This is a genomic window from Mesorhizobium sp. M7A.F.Ca.US.006.01.1.1 (genome assembly GCF_003997935.1).
In the GTDB taxonomy this organism is placed as follows: Bacteria; Pseudomonadota; Alphaproteobacteria; order Rhizobiales; family Rhizobiaceae; genus Mesorhizobium.
Genome location: NZ_RZQL01000150.1, coordinates 1 through 17,602 on the forward strand (window position 1 = coordinate 1; position 17,602 = coordinate 17,602).

Sequence of the window (17,602 nt, forward strand, 5' to 3'; positions counted from 1 at the left end):
GCCCAGGATGATGTTGGCGTCCTGGTCAACTTCCTCGCGGATACGGGTCGCGGCTTCGTCGACTTCGAACAGCGTCAGGTCGCGGCCGCCGGTGATCGAGATCAGCAGGCCCTTGGCGCCCTTCATCGAGGTCTCGTCGAGCAGCGGGTTGGCGATCGCCGCCTCGGCGGCGGCCATCGCGCGGCCCTCGCCGGAAGCCTCGCCGGTGCCCATCATCGCCTTGCCCATCTCGCGCATGACGGAACGGACGTCGGCGAAGTCGAGATTGATCAGGCCTTCCTTGACCATCAGATCGGTGATGCAGGCGACACCGGAATAGAGCACCTGGTCGGCCATGGCGAAGGCGTCGGCGAAGGTGGTCTTGTCATTGGCCAGCCGGAACAGGTTCTGGTTGGGGATGACGATCAGCGTATCGACGCATTTCTGCAATTCCTCGATGCCGAAATCCGCGGTCTTCATGCGGCGCTGGCCTTCGAAGTGGAACGGCTTGGTGACGACGCCGACGGTGAGGATGCCCTTTTCGCGCGCTGCGCGGGCAACGACCGGAGCAGCACCGGTGCCGGTGCCGCCGCCCATGCCGGCGGTGACGAAGCACATATGGGTGTTGGTCAGGTGATCGAGGATTTCATCGATGCACTCTTCCGCCGCCGCACGGCCGACTTCCGGCTGCGAGCCGGCGCCAAGGCCCTCGGTGACATGCGCGCCGAGCTGGATCAGGCGGCCCGCCTTCGACATGGTCAGCGCCTGCGCGTCGGTGTTGGCCACCACGAACTCGACACCGCGCAAACCGGCGGTGATCATGTTGTTGACGGCATTGCCGCCGCCGCCGCCGACACCGAACACGGTGATGCGCGGCTTAAGCTCGGTGATGTCCGGCTTTTGCAGATTGATGGTCATTGTCTCCGTCCTTTGCCTTTCACGCCGCTTCGCCGCCGCGGCCGCCTATGGGGCTGTCCCCGTCAATTTTAGAAACTGTCTCTCAACCACTGACTCATGCGATGCAGTTTTCCGCCCGTTCCGGTCATTTTGAGACCGGAAATTCCTTTCGCCGGATGGCTCTCGAAGCTCGCCATCTGCGGATAGATCAGAAGCCCCACCGCAGCCGAGAAGGCCGGCCCCTTCGCCGCTTCCGGCAGGCCGGCCACGCCGAGCGGGCGGCCGATGCGCACATTGCGCCCCAGGATGCGGCGCGCCGCCTCCGGCAGGCCGGCAAGCTGGCTGGCACCGCCGGTAAGAACCACACGCTTGCCAACTGCATTGCCATAGCCGGACTTGTTCAGCCGGTCGCGCAGCAATTCGAGCGTCTCGTCGATGCGGGCGCGCACGATGCGCGTCATCACCGAGCGCGGGATCTGCAAGGGCACGTCACCATCGTCGCCGATCGGCTGGATCGAGACCAGGTCGCGGTCGTCTGCGCTGCCCGGCAGCGCCGAGCCATGCATCACCTTCAGCCGTTCGGCGGCATCAAGCGAGGTCGACAGCCCCTTGGCCATATCCAGCGTGACGTGGTTGCCGCCGATGGCGATGGCGTCGCCATGGACGAACCTGCCTTCCGAAAACACCGAGATCGTCGTCGTGCCGCCGCCCATGTCGATGCAGGCCGCGCCCATTTCCAGTTCGTCGTCGACCAGGGCCGCCAGGCCGCTGGCATAGGGCGTCGCCACCATGCGTTCGACCGACAGATGCGAACGGTTGATGGACAGTTCCAGATTGCGCATCGGAGCGGCGTCGCCGGTCAGCACATGCATGTCGACGCCGAGTGCGTCGCCGACCATGCCGCGCGGATCGCGCACGCCGCGTTCGGCATCCAGCGAGAAGCCGACGGGAAGCGAATGGATCACCTCGCGCTCGGCCTTCAGCGCCTGCTTGGCGCCGGCGCCGAGAACGCGCTTGATATCAGCCTCGTCGGCCTCATGGCCGCCAAGATTGATGGTGGCGGAGAAGGCTTCGCTCTTCAGCCGGCCGGCCGTCATGTTGACGATCAGCGAATCGACCGTCAGCCCGGCCATGCGCTCGGCCGCGTCGACGGAAAGGCGGATGGCATGTTCCGCCCTATCGAGATCGACCACGACACCAGACTTCACGCCTTGCGACTTCTGATGGCCGATGCCGATCACCTGGATCCGGTGCGAGCGGCCGCGCAGCAGCTTGCCGTCATCGCACGGCTTGAGCTTGGCCACCATGCAGCAGACCTTGCTCGAACCGACATCCAGCACCGTCAGGGTGCCGGACCGGCGCGACGCGGCATCGCCAGGACCGCCAAGCCAGCTCATATCTTCGTCTCCGGCTTGCGCTTCAGGCTCTTGGGTTTCTCGTTGAGGGCGGCTTCGCGCTGCGTCGCCGCTTCCGCCGTCAACTGCACGACCAGCCGGTCCGTCAGGCGCATGTCGACGGCGGCGATGTCGCGCGACAGCAAGCCGGTGTCATGATCCATCTTCACGAGTTCGGCGAGCGCCTGATCCTCGCCGTCCTCGGGAAGCTTGATGGTGATGCCATTGTCCAGCTTCAGGTCCCAGCGCCGCTCGCCGACGCGGATATAACCTTTGATCCGGCTCGCGAGCTCGGGATATTTTTCGACCTTGGCCAGGAAATCGGGCGCGCTCGCCGGTGCGCCGGTGCCGATCAGCAGCGGCAGGAGCACCTGCTTGCCGCCCGAGAACGGCGCGATCATGGCACCATTCCTCTCGATGACCGAAAGCTCGTCGCCCTGCTGCCAGAGCGCGAAAGCCTCGCGCTCCTCGACACGCACTTCCAGCGTGTGCGGATAGACCTTGCGCACCGCCGCGACCTCGATCCACGGCAGGCCGGAAATCCGCTCGCGCGCCGCCTCGGCATTAAAGCCAATCAGCGAGGTCCAGCCATCAAGTTCAAGCCTGTCGAGTATATCGATTTCCGAGGTCTGGCGATTGCCGACCACCTTGACCTGATCGACGGCAAATCCGGTGCGGGCTGTGATGCTCTGCACGATACCGTCGACATGGCCGCCGAGATAGGCGCCATAGGCACTGCTCGAGGCAATCAGCACGGCCGACATCATGGCCGCGGAAAAGCGCGGCGCCTGGAATTCCCCGACACCGAGGCGCGTCAGAATGCGCACCGGACGGCGCAGCATCCGCGGCAGTACGAAATGGTCCAACGACAACGACAGGCCGAACAGCGCCGGCCCGGCCGCGCCCCTCTCCCTACCTTGTCCCCATTTCAACGCAGACACGAAGCGTCCTCCACCATCCAACTCAACAAATCGCCAAACGAGTGCCCGGCCTGGGCGGCGATTTCAGGCACCAAAGACGTCGGCGTCATACCCGGCTGGGTGTTGACCTCGAGCCAGACAATCTCGCCGTTTTCGGAATGACGATCGTCATAACGGAAGTCCGACCGGGAAACGCCCCGACAGCCGATCGCTTGGTGAGCCTTGAGCGCCAGTGTTTGTATTTTTTGGTAAATATTCGGTGAAACTTTTGCGGGGCATTCGTGCTTTGATCCCCCAGCGACATATTTTGAATCATAGTCGTAGAAGGAATGACCGGTCGGGATGATCTCACAGACCCCCAGCGCCACATCGCCCATCACCGCGCAGGTCAGCTCCCTGCCGTGAATGTAGCGCTCGACCATGACGGTATCGCCATATTTCCACTCCGACGAGCCAAGAACCTGCGGCGGATGCGACTGGCCTTCATGCACGATGACGACACCAAAGCTCGAACCCTCATTGACCGGCTTGACAACATAGGGCGGCTTCATCGGATGCTTGTTCTGGATGGCGAAGCGGCTGGCAACCTTCGATTCGGCAACCACGATGCCGACCGACTTGGCAACCCGCTTGGCCTGCTCCTTGTTCATGGCCAGAGCCGAGGCGAGCACGCCGGAATGGGTGTAGGGAATGCCGAGATATTCCAGGATGCCCTGAATGGTGCCGTCCTCGCCAAAAGGGCCGTGCAGCGCATTGAAGGCGACATCGGGCTTGAGCTCGGCAAGCACGGAGCCGACATCGCGCCCGACATCGACGCGGGTGACCTGGTAACCTTCCTTCTCAAGCTCATCGGCGCAAGCCTTTCCCGAGGACAGAGACACGGGCCGCTCGGACGAAAAACCACCCAGCAGGACGGCCACATGCTTGTTTTTCATTCCCCGGCATCCCCTCTCTCACGGCGGACCAAAACCAGATTTTCCGCAACATTGAGTCAGAGTCTCCCGGCAGGTTGCCCCCCAGACGGAAAACGCTGAAAACGCGTCGAACGACTCAAATCAGGAAACGCTTTCGAGCAGAGAATCAGAGAGTTGATTCACTGGCAAGTGCTTACGATTCCGAGAGATTCACTTTCTGAGAAAATGGATGCGAAAAGCGTGTCGTTGAGTCTTTGCGGCAACGGTCGCGGACCGTTTCGAACTCGTTGAAGTTCATGCATCACATGAACTTCAACACGCGCCAGAGCGCACCTTAAAGGAGCTGCCCGAGAAACTCCTGGACAGCATGCCCCGGCCGGAAATTGCCGATGCGCTTGATTTCCCATTGCAGCCGGATACCGGAATTCTCCAGCACCCGCGTGCGCACCGTCTCGCCGAGATATTCAAGGTCGTAGCCGGTCGCGGTTCCCGTGTTGATCATGAAGTTGCAATGCATCGGCGACATCTGCGCCCCGCCGATCATCAGGCCGCGGCAGCCCGCTCTGTCGATCTCCTTCCAGGCCGACGTGCCTTCCGGATTCTTGAACGTCGAGCCACCGGTCTTCTCGCGGATCGGCTGCACGGTTTCACGATGGTTCTGCACGGCCTCCATCGCCGCCTTGATCGCCGCTCTTTCCTCGGCAAAGCCCTCGAACACGGCCGAGGTGAAGATCAGCCCGGCAGGCGCCGCCGAATGGCGATAGGCGTAACCCATATCGGCATTGCTCAGCGTCTGCACATTGCCCTTGCGGTCGAGCGCGCGCACTTCGAGGACGCGCTCGCGCGTCTCGACGCCGTTGGCGCCTGCGTTCATCCGCAGCGCACCGCCGGTTGCACCCGGAATGCCGTGGTAGAAATGAAAGCCGCCAATGCCGGCCTCGAGCGCCACCGCTGCGACGCGCTTGTCGGGGGTTGCAGCTCCCGCCTTGATCCTGATTGGCGAAATCACCTCGGCATCGCCGAAGCCCTTGGCCGAAAGCCGAATGACAAAGCCCTCGATGCCGCCATCGCGGACCAGAAGGTTGGAGCCGACGCCAACGACCGTCAGCGGTATCTCTTCGGGAACGGCTTTCAGGAACGCGGCAAGATCCTCCTCATCGGCCGGCTGGAACAACGCTTCAGCCAGCCCCCCGGCACGGAACCAGGTGATCTTGTCCATCTCTGCATTCGGCGTCAGGCGGCCGCGCAGGCCGGCAAGCCGGTCGCCCAGTCTGTCGATCAGGGCCTGGCCGTGCATCATGACACGGTCCCGCCAAGCTCCTTGGGCAACGCATAGGCCCATTGGGTGATGTTGCCTGCGCCAAGGAAGACGACGAAATCGCCCGGCTTGGCCAGATCACGGATGATGGGCGCAATCGCCGCCGGACCCTCGATGTAGCGCGCGTCGCGATGGCCGCCGGCGCGGATGCGCGACACCAGCGCGTCCGAGCTGACGCCGTCGATCGGCTCTTCGCCGGCCGCGTAGACCGGCGCCACCATCACCGTATCGGCGTCGTTGAAGCAGGTGGAAAACTCGTTGAACAGATCATGCAGCCGGGTGAAGCGATGCGGCTGGGCGATGGCGATGACGCGACCGTTGGTGGCGCTGCGCGCCGCCTTCAGCACCGCCGAGATTTCGACCGGATGGTGGCCGTAGTCGTCGAATATTTCGACGCCGTCCCACGAACCGGTATGGGTGAAGCGGCGCTTGACGCCGGCGAAGGACGACAGGCCCTTCTTGATCGCCTCGGCCGACAGGCCGAGCTCATGCGCGACCGCGATTGCTGCCGTCGCGTTGGAGACGTTGTGGCGACCGGGCATCGGCAGGCGCAGGCCTGCTATGACAGTCTGGCCGCCGGTCTTGCGGTCGCGGATCACCACGTCGAATTCCGAAATGGCACCTGCCATGCGGTGATTGGTGAAGCGCACGTCGGCCTGCGCATTCTCGCCATAGGTGATGACCCGGCGGTCCTCGATGCGGCTGACCAGCGCCTGCACCTCGGGGTGATCGGTGCACATCACGCCAAAACCGTAGAACGGCACGTTCTCGACGAACTGGCGGAACGCCTCGCGCACCTTGTCGAAGCTGCCATAGTGATCGAGATGCTCGGGATCGATGTTGGTGACGACCGCGATCTCCGCCGGTAGTTTCAGGAAAGTGCCGTCGCTCTCGTCGGCCTCGACCACCATCCATTCGCCGTCGCCCATGCGCGCATTGGTGCCATAGGCATTGATGATGCCGCCATTGATGACGGTCGGATCGAGCCCGCCGGCATCAAGCAACGTCGCCACCATCGAGGTCGTCGTCGTCTTGCCATGCGTGCCGCCGATCGCCACCGCCTGGCGAAAGCGCATCAGCTCGGCCAGCATTTCGGCCCGGCGCACGATCGGCAGCAGCTTTTCGCGCGCGGCCTTCAGCTCGGGGTTGGATTTCTTGATCGCCGTCGAGACAACGACAACCTCGGCATCGCCGAGATTTTCGGCCCTATGACCGACGAAGCATTCGATGCCCTTGTCGCGCAGCCGCTGCACGTTGGCGCTTTCGGCCTGGTCGGACCCTTGCACCTTGTAGCCAAGATTGTGCAGCACTTCGGCAATGCCGCTCATGCCGATGCCGCCAATGCCGATGAAATGCACAAGGCCGATGGTCTGCGGCATCTTCATGCGTGCGTCCCCTTCCTGAAATCCGAAACGGCTTTTTTGGACGCAATAGCCTCTGTGAGATCAGCGAGCAACCGTGCCGCGTCCGGCCTGCCTGCCGATTTCGCGCCAGCCGCCATGGCCGACAGCCGCTCGGGGGCGTCCATCAGCCCGCCGACAAGCGCTGCGATGCGTTCGGACGAGAGCGAGGATTGCGGATGCACTTCGCCGCCGCCGGCAGCGGCAAGTGCCGCTGCGTTCGCCGCCTGGTCGTGATCGAGCGCATAGGGGTAAGGCACCAGCAACGCCGGCCGGCCGATGACGGCGATCTCCGAGACGGTCGAGGCGCCGGAGCGCGAGATCACCAGGTGCGCAGCCGCCATGCGCTGCGCCATGTCGGTGAAGAAGGGCGAGACCTCGACGGCGACGCCAAGGGTGGCATAGGCCGCCTTGACCCGCGCCACGTCATCCGCGCGCGCTTGTTGGGTAATCACCAGCCGCTTGCGCTGGGCGTCGGAAAGGAGTGCGATGGCTCCCGGCACGGCATCCGAAAAGAACTGAGCGCCCTGGCTGCCGCCGAACACCAGCAGGCGGAACGGCTGCTCCCCGCTCGATGCCACATAAGCCGTCCTGGCCGCTTCCAGCACCGCGGGCCTGACCGGATTGCCTGTCGTCACCGTCTTCACCCCGGCAGCACTGGTGTCCTGCGGCAGGAAGCCGCCGGCGATGGCGTCGACACGGCCGGCCAGCGCCCGGTTGGCGCGCCCCATCACCGCGTTCTGCTCATGGATCAGGGTCGGCACCTTGCGCCGTGTTGCCGCGTAGAGCGGCGGCAAGGTCGGATAGCCGCCGAAGCCGACGACCGCATCCGGCTTGATCCTGGCGATAACGGCGGAAGCCTGGCGCACGCCGCGCCAGATTTTCCAGAAGGCGCCAAGCAGGGCAAAAGGGTTTTTCGAGCCCAACGTCGCCGACTGGATCGGATGGACGGCGGCGGCCGGGAAATGACCGGCGAAACGCTCGGCACGGTCGTCGGTCGCCAGATGCACCGACCAGCCGCGCTCGTTCAGCTCATGCGCCAGCGCCTCGGCCGGGAAAAGATGCCCACCGGTTCCGCCTGCCGCGAGAAGGATGACGCCTCTGGCCATATCACTCCGCCGGCACGGCGCGTTGCGACAGGCCAAAGCCCATCTGCTTGCGCTTTTCCGGCCGCTTGCGTGTCAGCGCCAGCACCATGCCCATCGAGATGGCGATGGCGATCTGCGAGGAGCCGCCATAGGAGATGAACGGCAGCGTCATACCCTTGGCCGGCACGAGCTGGAGGTTGACGCACATGTTGATGACCGCCTGCAGGCCGAACACGGTGACGAGGCCGCCGACCGCATAGCGGGTGAAATCGTCATGCTCCTTCAGCGCCGTGTTGAGGCCGCGCAGCACGATGAAGGCGAAGATCGACATGATGAAGAAGCACATGATCAGCCCGAACTCTTCGCCCGCGACCGAGAAGACGAAGTCGGCATGGCTATCGGGGATGACGCGCTTGACGGTGCCCTCGCCCGGTCCGACACCGAACCAGCCGCCATTGATCAGCGCCTCGCGCCCCATGTCGACCTGGAACGTGTCGCCCTCGCCGGTGAGGAACTTGTCGATGCGCAAGGCAACGTGCGGGAACACCGTATAGGCGGCAAAGACGCCGCCGACGCCGGCTGCGCCGAGCGCGACGATCCACAGCCAGGGCAGCCCGGCCATGAAGAACATGATGCCCCAGGTGCCGGTCGTCAGCATGGTCTGGCCGAGGTCCGGTTGCGCCACCAGCAGCGACACGACCAGCACCAGCAGCAGCATGGCGAAAAGATTGCCCGGAATGTCGGGCTGGCGCTTGTGCTCGGCGAAAAGCCAGGCACACATGATGACGAAGGCTGGCTTCAGGAATTCCGACGGCTGGATCGACAGGCCGGCAAGCGACACCCAGCGGCGCGCGCCCTTCACCTCGACGCCGATGTAGAGCACTGCCACCATCAGCACCAGCATCAGGCACAGCATGATCAGCGCCATGCGCCGGATCTGCCTGGAATCGAGGAAGGAAACGGCCAGCATCACGCCGAGCGCCGGCACAGTGAAGATGATCTGCCTGGTGGCAAAGTGGAAACTGTCGAGGCCGATGCGTTCGGCCACCGCCGGGCTGGCCGCGAAGGACAAGACGATGCCAAGCCCCATCAGCGACAGGAACGCCGCCAGGAACCAGCGATCGATCGTCCACCACCAGGTCGCAACCGGACTTTTGTCGAGACGGCTCTGCATTATCGTGCCCCTCCGATGGGTTTCACACCCTCGATAGCATTCGCAGCTTGCCTGAAGGCTTCGCCGCGGACTTCGAAATTCTTGAACTGGTCGAAGCTGGCGCAGGCCGGCGACAGCAGCACCACCGCCTCGCCGCTGTCGTCCTTAGCCGCATCGTGCGCGGCATGCTCGACCGCCGCGGCCAGCGTGCCTGAGATCTCGTAGGGAACTGCCTCGCCCAGCGTCGCCGAAAAGGCGGGGGCGGCCTCACCGATAAGATAGGCCTTGGCGATGCGCGGGAAGAAGCCGCGCAACGGTTCGATGCCGCCTTCCTTGGGCAGGCCGCCGGCGATCCAGTAGATGCGCGCGAAGCTGGACAGCGCCGGCGCCGCAGCATCGGCATTGGTCGCCTTGGAATCGTTGATGAACAGCACGTGGTCCTTGCGGCCGACCTGCTCCATGCGGTGCGCGAGGCCGGGGAAGCTTTCCAGCCCCGACTGGATCTCGCCAAGCTCCAGCCCGACCTTAAGGCAAGCGGCGACCGCCGCCAGAGCGTTCTGGGCATTGTGCTGGCCGCGCAGCGAACCGATGCCTTCGAGGAAGGCGACACGGCTGTAACGGCCATGCACCGCTTCCATCAGGTTGCTGCCATCGGCGAAATAGCCATCGGTCAGCGGCAGCCGCTTGGAAATACGGATGACCTGCCGCCCCGCCCGCTCCAGCCGCTCGGCGATCTGCGAGCACCAGGAATCGTCGATCCCGACGATCGCCGTCTCGCTGCCGGCCACCAGCCGCTCCTTGATCGCGGCGTAGTGCTGCATGGTGCCGTGGCGGTCGAGATGGTCGGGCGTTAGGTTGAGCAGGATGCCGGCCGTCGGATTGATCGAGGGCGCGAGATCGATCTGGTAGGACGAGCATTCGACGACATAGCGCCGATCGGGCTCGGGCGGATCGAGCGTCATCACCGCGCGGCCGATATTGCCGCCCATCTGGGTGTCGCGTCCCGCGGCTTTCAGGATGTGCGCGGTCAGCGCGGTCGTCGTCGACTTGCCGTTGGTGCCGGTGATGGCGATGAAGGGGGCCGTCGGCGCGCTCAGCATCCGCTCGCGGCAGAAAAGCTCGATGTCGCCGATGATCTCGACGCCTGAACCGCGCGCCAGCTCCACCGTCCAATGCGGCTTGGGATGAGTCAGCGGCACGCCCGGCGACAGCACGAAGGCCGAGAATTTCGCCCAGTCGGCGCCGCGCAAATCAGCGGTCGCGATACCGGCAACGGCGGCCTTGGCCACGCTGTCGGGATTGTCGTCCCAGGCCAGCACGTCCGCGCCGCCCTCGATCAGCGCGCGCGCCGTCGCAATCCCCGAGCCACCGAGCCCGAAGAGCGAAACGCGCTTGCCTGAAAAGGATGCGGCGGGGATCAAAGGGCTTCCTATCTCAGCTTGAGGGTCGACAGGCCGACCAGCGCCAGGATGACGGCGATGATCCAGAAGCGGATCACCACCTGGCTTTCGGTCCAGCCGAGCTTTTCGAAATGATGGTGGATCGGCGCCATCAGGAACACCCGCTTGCCGGTCATCTTGAAGTAGCCGACCTGGATGATGACCGACAGGATTTCGACGACGAACAATCCGCCGACGATGACCAGCACGATCTCGTGCTTGGTGGCGACGGCGACCGTGCCGATCAGGCCGCCCATCGCCAGCGAGCCGGTATCGCCCATGAAGATCGCCGCAGGCGGCGCATTGAACCAGAGGAAGCCGAGGCCAGCGCCGATGACCGCGCCGAGCACGACCGCCAGTTCACCGGTGCCGGGCACGAAATGGATCTGCAGGTATTCAGCGAACACCGCATTGCCCGAGAGATAGGCGATGACGCCGAAGGAGGCCGCCGCGATCATGATTGGCACGATCGCCAGGCCGTCCAGGCCGTCGGTCAGGTTCACCGCATTGCCGGCGCCGACGATGACGAAGCAGGAGAACGGAATGAAGAACCAGCCGAGATTGACGATGAATTCCTTGGCGAAGGGAAATGTCAGCGACGACGAGAACGGCGCCTGGCCATTGTGCATGATCACCCAGGCGGCGATGCCCGCGATGACGAATTCAAGCGCCAGGCGTGCCTTGCCGGAAAAGCCGAGATGCGACTGCTTGGTCACCTTCAGATAATCGTCGTAAAAGCCGATCGAGCCGAAGCCCAGCGTCACCAGCAGCACCACCCAGACATAGATGCTCGACAGGTTCGCCCACAAAAGCGACGAGCCGATGATGCCCGACAGAATCATCAGCCCGCCCATGGTCGGCGTGCCGGCCTTCTTGAAATGTGTCTGCGGCCCGTCGGCGCGGATCGGCTGACCCTTGCCTTGCCGCAGCCGCAGCGAATTGATGATGGTCGGCCCGAAGATGAAGACGATCAGCGCCGACGTGATCAGCGCCCCACCGGTGCGGAAGGTGATGTAGCGGAAGACATTGAAGACCGAGACCTTGTCCGCAAAATCGACGAGCAGTGTAAACATGCGCTTTTCGTCCCCCGACCTAGGTCTGTTTTCTGGCTGTCGATTCAGCCGGGAACTTGCCCAGCAGCGCATCGACCAGTTTTGCAAAACCGATGCCCTTCGACGATTTGATCATCACCACGTCACCCGGCTTCAGCGCGGCAAGCAGCACCGGCTTCAACTCCTCGACACCGGCGCGGTATTCCGTCTTGATCTCAGCCGGCAGCGCTTCGGCCAGCGCCCGCATTTCCGGGCCGCCGAGGAAGACGGTCTGCGTGCCCGTGCCGACGATGAGATCGGCAAGGGCTGCATGCAGCTTGGCCGAATGATCGCCGAGTTCGAGCATGTCGCCGAGCACGGCGATGCGGCGGCCCTCGCCCGTCACCGGCGTCGCGTTGAGCAATGCCATGGCAGCAGCCATCGATGCCGGATTGGCGTTGTAGCTCTCGTCGATCAGCGTGATCAGTCCACCCGGGTGCGAAGTCGAGCCACCGGGATGGCGCAGCAGATGGCGCTTGCCGCGCCCGCGTTCGGCGGAAAGATCGGCCAGTGCTGAAGCCACCTTGTCGAGATCGGCGCCGACCAGATGCGCCGCACCCAGCACCGCCAGCACGTTCTGCACCATATGGCGGCCGGGCGCGCCGATCCGCGCCAGCACTTCGTGGCCGCCGATCCGGGCGGCGATGTCGGAATGATCCGCATGCAATTCGCATTTGGTGAGCTTGAAGGTAGAGCGCGCATTCTCGCCGAAGCCGTAGACGTGCTCGACACCGGCGGCATGGGCCATCTTGTCGAGCAGCTTGAAGCGCGCATCGTCGCGGTTGAGGACGGCGGCCCCCTCGGGCTCCAGCCCCTCGAAAATCTCGGCCTTGGCCTTGGCGATCTCGTCCAGATTGCGGAAGAAACCAAGGTGGGCGGCCGCGATCATGGTGACGATGGCGACATGCGGCCTCACCATCTTGACCAGCGGACGGATCTCGTCGGGATGGTTCATGCCGATCTCGAACACGGCATAGTCGCAATCATCAGGCATGCGTGCCAAAGTCAGCGGCACGCCCCAGTGATTGTTGAAGGACTGCGCCGAGGCATGCACCTTGCCGACGGCTTGCAGCACATGGCGCAGCGCTTCCTTGGTGGTGGTCTTGCCGGCCGAACCGGTCACAGCGATGATTTTCGCGCTCGAGCGGGCGCGCGACGCAACTCCAAGCTTTTCCAGCGCGACCAGCACGTCCTCGACAACGATGATCGGCGCTGTCAGCCGGCCGAGCGACGGCAGCTTGCCTTCGGCCACCACCAGCACGCCGGCGCCGGCCTTGATGGCTGATGTTGCGAAGTCATGGCCGTCCATCGCCTCGCCCTTGATGGCGAAGAAGGCGTCGCCCGGCTGCAGGCTGCGGCTGTCGATCGAAATGCCTGAAATGCCGTCCGGCATCGGCCCGAGCGGCCGCCCGTCCATGGCGGCAACCAGCGCCTCGGAGGTCCACAGCAAGCTCATGCGGCACGCTCCGTGAGTGCCGCGCGGACTTCCTCGTGATCGGAGAAATGCAAGGTCTCGGAGCCGACCGTCTGGCCCTCCTCATGGCCTTTGCCGGCCACGATCAGCGTGTCGCCGGCATGCAGCATGGCGACCGCTTCGTGGATCGCCTGGCGCCGGTCGCCGATCTCGATGGCGCCGGGAGCCGCCGCGAGGATGGCGGCGCGGATCGTTTCCGGCACTTCGGAGCGCGGATTGTCGTCGGTGACGATGACGACATCTGCAAGCCGCGTCGCAATCTCGCCCATGATCGGTCGCTTGCCGCGGTCGCGGTCGCCGCCACAGCCGAACACCACGATGACGCGGCCGGTGGTGAATGGGCGCACCGAGGACAGCACGTTTTCGAGCGCGTCGGGCTTGTGGGCATAATCGACATAGACCGGCGCGCCATTGCCGGTGGTGCCGACGAGGTCGAGCCGGCCCGGCGCACCCTTCAGTTTCTCCAACGCCATCAAGGCTTTGGCGACAGGTGTTCCCGTGGAGATGGCAAGACCCGCCGAAACCAGCGCGTTCGAAATCTGGAAATCACCGGCCAGCGGCAGGTCGATCTCGTAGAGCATGCCGCCGGCCTCGACCTCGGCCCGCTGGCGGTGGCGCTCGTGCTCGACCCGCTTCAGCCTGAGGAAATCGCCATGGCGGCCGACCGTCAGCACTTCGAGCCCGGCAGCCTGTGCGGCCAGGGTCGTCGGCGCCGACCATGGATCGTCAGCGAAGATGACGGCTGGTGCGCCCTTCGGCAGCAGCGTGTCGAACAGGCGCAGTTTGGCGCGGTGATAATCCTCGATGGTCGGATGATAATCCATATGATCGCGGCCGAGATTGGTGAAGCCGCCGGCGGCCAGCTTCACGCCGTCGAGGCGGCGCTGGTCGAGCCCATGGCTGGAGGCTTCCATCGAGGCGTGGGTGACGCCGGCATCGGCCAATTCCCGCAGCAATTGATGCAGGGCGACCGGATCTGGTGTCGTCAGCGAGCCATAGTCGTTGCGCCCAGGCGCCACCACGCCGGTGGTGCCAATCGAAGCGGTGGCATAACCGGCCTGCTCCCAGATCTGCCTGGTGAAGGCGGCGACCGAGGTCTTGCCGCTGGTGCCGGTCACCGCGACCATGATCCCGGGCTGCTTGCCGAAATAGCGTGCCGCACTCAGCGCCAGCGCCAGGCGCGGATCGTCGACCGCCAGCACCGGTACAGGGAGCCCGGCAATGGTGCTGCCCTTGCCCGCCACGATCGCGGCCGCACCGCGCGCGGCGGCATCGGCGGCATAAACGGCACCGTCGGCCTTGGTTCCGGCGAGCGCAAAAAAGACAACGCCCGCTTTTACCTGGCGGGAATCCGAAGAAATCCCTGTAACCTCCAGATCGACGGAAGCTATTCCCTCGACGGGCAGGATACCGGCTAGATCTCTGAGCTTCATCGAGTCCCGTTCACCGCAACAAAATAGCGCGCTGTTGCCGGCGCGCCCCAAGAATCACTGATAGGAAACCAGCGTTGCACCATTTTCATGGCTGAAATCTGGCTTCACGCCAAGCATGGCAGCTGAACGCCTGATGATATTGCCGGCCATAACCCCCGCATTCGCGGCCGCGACATCCGTCATGCCAGGCTTTTCCGGGTGCGGGGCATCGGCAATGGTAAACACCAGATACTGCGGATCGTCCATCGGGAAGGCGGCGACGAAGGTGTTGAAATTCAAGTCCTTGGAGTAGCGGCCGTTGACGACCTTCTCGGCCGTTCCGGTCTTGCCACCAACGCGGTAGCCGGGGACTCTGGCATTTCGGGCAGAGCCCTTCTCGGCATTGAGCGAATAGAGGTAGCGCATGCCTTCGACGGTCTTGTCGCTCACCACTTTCTTGGCGGCGGCCATCGCTTCCGCCTGCGTACGCACCAAAAAGGTGGGGTTCATCAGGAAGCCGCCATTCATCAACGCCGCGCAGCCCACAGCCGCTTGCAGCGGCGTCGTCGACACGCCATGGCCGAAAGCAATGGTGAACGAATTGACCTGTTTCCAGACCTTCGGCTCAGTCGGACGGGCAGTCTCCGGCAATTCGGTCTGCATCCTGTCCAGAATGCCAAGGCGATGCAGGAATTCGCGATGCCCCTCGATGCCGACCATCTCGGCTTCCCTGGCCGACCCGATGTTGGACGAATAGAGGAACACCTCCGGCAAGGACAGCACACGGTTCTTGCCATGGAAATCGTGAATGGCCTGATGGCCGACCCGGATTGGATGCGAAGCATCGAAGCGGCTCGCCATCGTCGCCTTGCCGGAATCGAGCGCCATGGCGGATGTGAAGCTCTTGAAGGTCGAGCCCATCTCGTAGAGGCCCGCCGACATGCGGTTCAGCCGGTCTTTGTCCTGTGCATTGTAGGGATTGTTCGGATCAAAATCCGGCACCGAGGCCATGGCCACCACTTCGCCGGTCTTGACGTTGAGCACGACGGCGCCGGCCCCCATGGCACGATAGCGCTCCAGGCCGGCGGCGATCTCGTCGCGCACGACATGCTGCACGCGCAGATCGATCGAAAGCTTTACCGGCTTGAGATCCTTGGCGATGGCAAGGCCCGATGCCTGCAGGTCGCTCAGCCCTTGCTCGTCGACATATTTCTCCATTCCGGAGATGCCCTGGTTGTCGATGTTGGTGAGGCCGACAATGTAGGACGAGGTCTCGCCGCTCGGATAGAAGCGGCGCTTTTCGGTACGGAAGCCGAAACCGGGAATGCCGAGCTGCATGATGTCGGACTGCTGCTTGGGCGTCAGCTGCCGCTGCAGCCAGACGAAACCGGCGCCGCTCTTCAGCTTGTGGTAGGTCTGCTCATAGTCGATGTCCGGAAGCACCGTCGACAGCTTCTCGATCGCCTCGTCGGCGTCGACAATCCGGCGCGGTTCTGCAAACAGCGACGCCGTCTTGATATCCGTGGCCAGCACTTCGCCGTTGCGGTCGACGATGTCGGGCCGCGATGCCGTCACCCGGCTCTGCGGACCGCCCGACATATCGGGGCTCTGGAAGCCGAGATAGACCAGCCGCCCTGATATGGTCGAGAAGATGCCGAAGAACACCGCCATCGTCATGACGATGCGCGTCCTGCCCTTGCCGCCGGTCGCCTTGCGGGCGCCCTCGACCACGATCGATCCGTCTTCACTCGTCCTGGCGCGACGCTTCAGCAGTTTGCCGATCATTGGGCGATGCCTCCGGTCACCACGGGATCCCTGCCATCCGACGACGCCTTGCCGCCCGAATTGTCGGCCATGCCGCCCTGGCGTCCGGACAGGATGTCCTGGATGTCAAGGGATTTGGCCGGCAGGTCGCCGATGCCGCCGATCTGGCGAGCGCTGACCGGCTCGAGTTCGAGCTGCGACTTGTAGAGTTCGGCGAGCTTCTGCAGCCGCGACGGCTGGGTAAGCAGGCTCCAGTCGGCCTTGAGGAGGTCGATCGTGTCCTCCTCATAGCGTATCTGCGCATGGATCTTCTGCACCGAAGCCAATTGTTCCTCGGCCTCGCGCTTGGCCTTGTAGGTAAGGGCCGCGACCGCAACCATGACGGCGATCAGGACAATGTCGCTGGTACGAAACACTTAGCTACCTCTCCCCCGGCCGGTCGATACCGGGAAGCTTTGGAAGGCCGAAAATCGACAAATCACTGCCGCGCGCCGGCGTCTCGGTGCGGATCGCCGCGCGCAGCCTGGCCGAACGGGCGCGCGGATTGGCCGCCACCTCGGCGTCGCCGGCAGTCACGCCGCCGCCCGCCTTGCGGAACGTCGCGGTGCGCGCATGCGCCTCGGGCAAATGCCGCGAGCCGGTCGCGACGTCGGCCCGGTCGGCGATGAAGCGCTTGACGATGCGGTCTTCCAGCGAGTGGAACGTCACCACGGCGAGCCGACCGCCCGGCTTCAGCGCGCGTTCGGCCGCAAACAAGGCCTTGGCCAGTTCGCCAAGCTCGTCATTGACGAAAATGCGCAGCGCCTGGAAGACGCGCGTCGCCGGATGGATCTTGTCCTTCGGCGCCCGGCCGATATGCGTCTCGATGGCGTCGGCCAGCTCCAGCGTGCCCTCGAACGGGCGCTTTTCTCGGCGCGCCTCGATCATCCGGGCGATGCGCCCGGCATGACGCTCCTCGCCCAGGAAGCCGAAGATGCGGGCAAGATCGCCCGGCTTGAAGGAATTGACGACATCGGCGGCGCTGAGGCCCGATTGCGCCATGCGCATGTCGAGCGGCCCGTCGGCGCGGAACGAAAACCCGCGCTCCGCCTGGTCGAGCTGCATCGAGGACACGCCGATGTCGAGCACGATCCCGTCGGCGCTCTCGACATGTTCGTCCAGCGTCGAGAACGGCGCCTGCACCAGCCGCAGCCGACCCCCCGACTGCACTTCCAGATCGCGCCCGGCCGCAATGGCATCCGGATCGCGGTCGATCGCCACCACGGAGGCGCCCGTCGCCAGAATGGCCGTGGTGTAGCCGCCGGCGCCGAACGTGCCGTCGATGATGATGTCGCCCTGCGGCGGCGCGTGCGACAAGAT

At 64.3% G+C, this 17,602-nt stretch carries 15 protein-coding genes; all 15 read right to left on the bottom strand.

The features are described 5' to 3' along the window. Positions 1–897, bottom strand: an 897-nt coding sequence (gene ftsZ / locus EN943_RS23755) for a cell division protein FtsZ (RefSeq protein ID WP_127414857.1), incomplete at its 3' end; no start/stop codon positions are given. Between the two features lie 68 nt (positions 898–965). Beyond that, entirely contained in the window at positions 966–2,273 is a 1,308-nt protein-coding gene (gene ftsA, locus EN943_RS23760; RefSeq protein WP_127328878.1) for a cell division protein FtsA, read from the bottom strand. Next, positions 2,270–3,211 carry a cell division protein FtsQ/DivIB gene (locus EN943_RS23765; RefSeq protein ID WP_127414858.1) on the bottom strand — a complete coding sequence of 314 codons (942 nt, stop codon included), beginning with the start codon at positions 3,209–3,211 and terminating at the stop codon, positions 2,270–2,272. Before EN943_RS23765 ends, ftsA begins: the two co-directional genes overlap by 4 nt. Next, on the bottom strand, positions 3,199–4,125 hold the full coding sequence (locus EN943_RS23770) for a D-alanine--D-alanine ligase (protein WP_064993821.1): 927 nt from the start codon (positions 4,123–4,125) through the stop codon (positions 3,199–3,201). Before EN943_RS23770 ends, EN943_RS23765 begins: the two co-directional genes overlap by 13 nt. A 313-nt stretch (positions 4,126–4,438) precedes the next feature. Next, a complete protein-coding gene (gene murB / locus EN943_RS23775; RefSeq protein ID WP_127414859.1) occupies positions 4,439–5,404 on the bottom strand; it encodes a UDP-N-acetylmuramate dehydrogenase in 966 nt (321 codons plus the stop codon). Continuing rightward, complete coding sequence (gene murC, locus EN943_RS23780; RefSeq protein WP_127414860.1) at positions 5,401–6,807, bottom strand: UDP-N-acetylmuramate--L-alanine ligase; 1,407 nt, start codon at positions 6,805–6,807, stop codon at positions 5,401–5,403. The genes murB and murC overlap by 4 nt, the downstream gene beginning before the upstream one ends. Beyond that, positions 6,804–7,931, bottom strand: a complete 1,128-nt coding sequence (murG, locus tag EN943_RS23785; RefSeq protein WP_127414861.1) for an undecaprenyldiphospho-muramoylpentapeptide beta-N-acetylglucosaminyltransferase — start codon at positions 7,929–7,931, stop codon at positions 6,804–6,806. The genes murC and murG overlap by 4 nt, the downstream gene beginning before the upstream one ends. Position 7,932: 1 nt before the next feature. Further along, positions 7,933–9,084 carry a putative lipid II flippase FtsW gene (gene ftsW / locus EN943_RS23790; protein WP_027034940.1) on the bottom strand — a complete coding sequence of 384 codons (1,152 nt, stop codon included), beginning with the start codon at positions 9,082–9,084 and terminating at the stop codon, positions 7,933–7,935. Beyond that, a complete protein-coding gene (gene murD / locus EN943_RS23795; protein ID WP_127414862.1) occupies positions 9,084–10,484 on the bottom strand; it encodes a UDP-N-acetylmuramoyl-L-alanine--D-glutamate ligase in 1,401 nt (466 codons plus the stop codon). The genes ftsW and murD overlap by 1 nt, the downstream gene beginning before the upstream one ends. 8 nt (positions 10,485–10,492) lie before the next feature. Next, entirely contained in the window at positions 10,493–11,575 is a 1,083-nt protein-coding gene (gene mraY / locus EN943_RS23800) for a phospho-N-acetylmuramoyl-pentapeptide-transferase (protein ID WP_013530954.1), read from the bottom strand. A 19-nt stretch (positions 11,576–11,594) separates the two neighbouring features. After that, positions 11,595–13,049 carry a UDP-N-acetylmuramoylalanyl-D-glutamyl-2,6-diaminopimelate--D-alanyl-D-alanine ligase gene (locus EN943_RS23805; RefSeq protein ID WP_127414863.1) on the bottom strand — a complete coding sequence of 485 codons (1,455 nt, stop codon included), beginning with the start codon at positions 13,047–13,049 and terminating at the stop codon, positions 11,595–11,597. After that, positions 13,046–14,500, bottom strand: coding sequence for a UDP-N-acetylmuramoyl-L-alanyl-D-glutamate--2,6-diaminopimelate ligase (locus tag EN943_RS23810; protein WP_127414864.1), 1,455 nt, complete (start codon positions 14,498–14,500; stop codon positions 13,046–13,048). Before EN943_RS23810 ends, EN943_RS23805 begins: the two co-directional genes overlap by 4 nt. Before the next feature lie 54 nt (positions 14,501–14,554). After that, a complete protein-coding gene (locus tag EN943_RS23815) occupies positions 14,555–16,264 on the bottom strand; it encodes a penicillin-binding protein 2 (protein WP_127414865.1) in 1,710 nt (569 codons plus the stop codon). Beyond that, positions 16,261–16,659, bottom strand: a complete 399-nt coding sequence (locus tag EN943_RS23820; RefSeq protein WP_127414866.1) for a hypothetical protein — start codon at positions 16,657–16,659, stop codon at positions 16,261–16,263. The genes EN943_RS23815 and EN943_RS23820 overlap by 4 nt, the downstream gene beginning before the upstream one ends. Positions 16,660–16,663: 4 nt before the next feature. Beyond that, positions 16,664–17,602 (bottom strand): 16S rRNA (cytosine(1402)-N(4))-methyltransferase RsmH, encoded by a 939-nt coding sequence (rsmH, locus tag EN943_RS23825; protein WP_127414867.1) that lies wholly within the window; start codon positions 17,600–17,602, stop codon positions 16,664–16,666.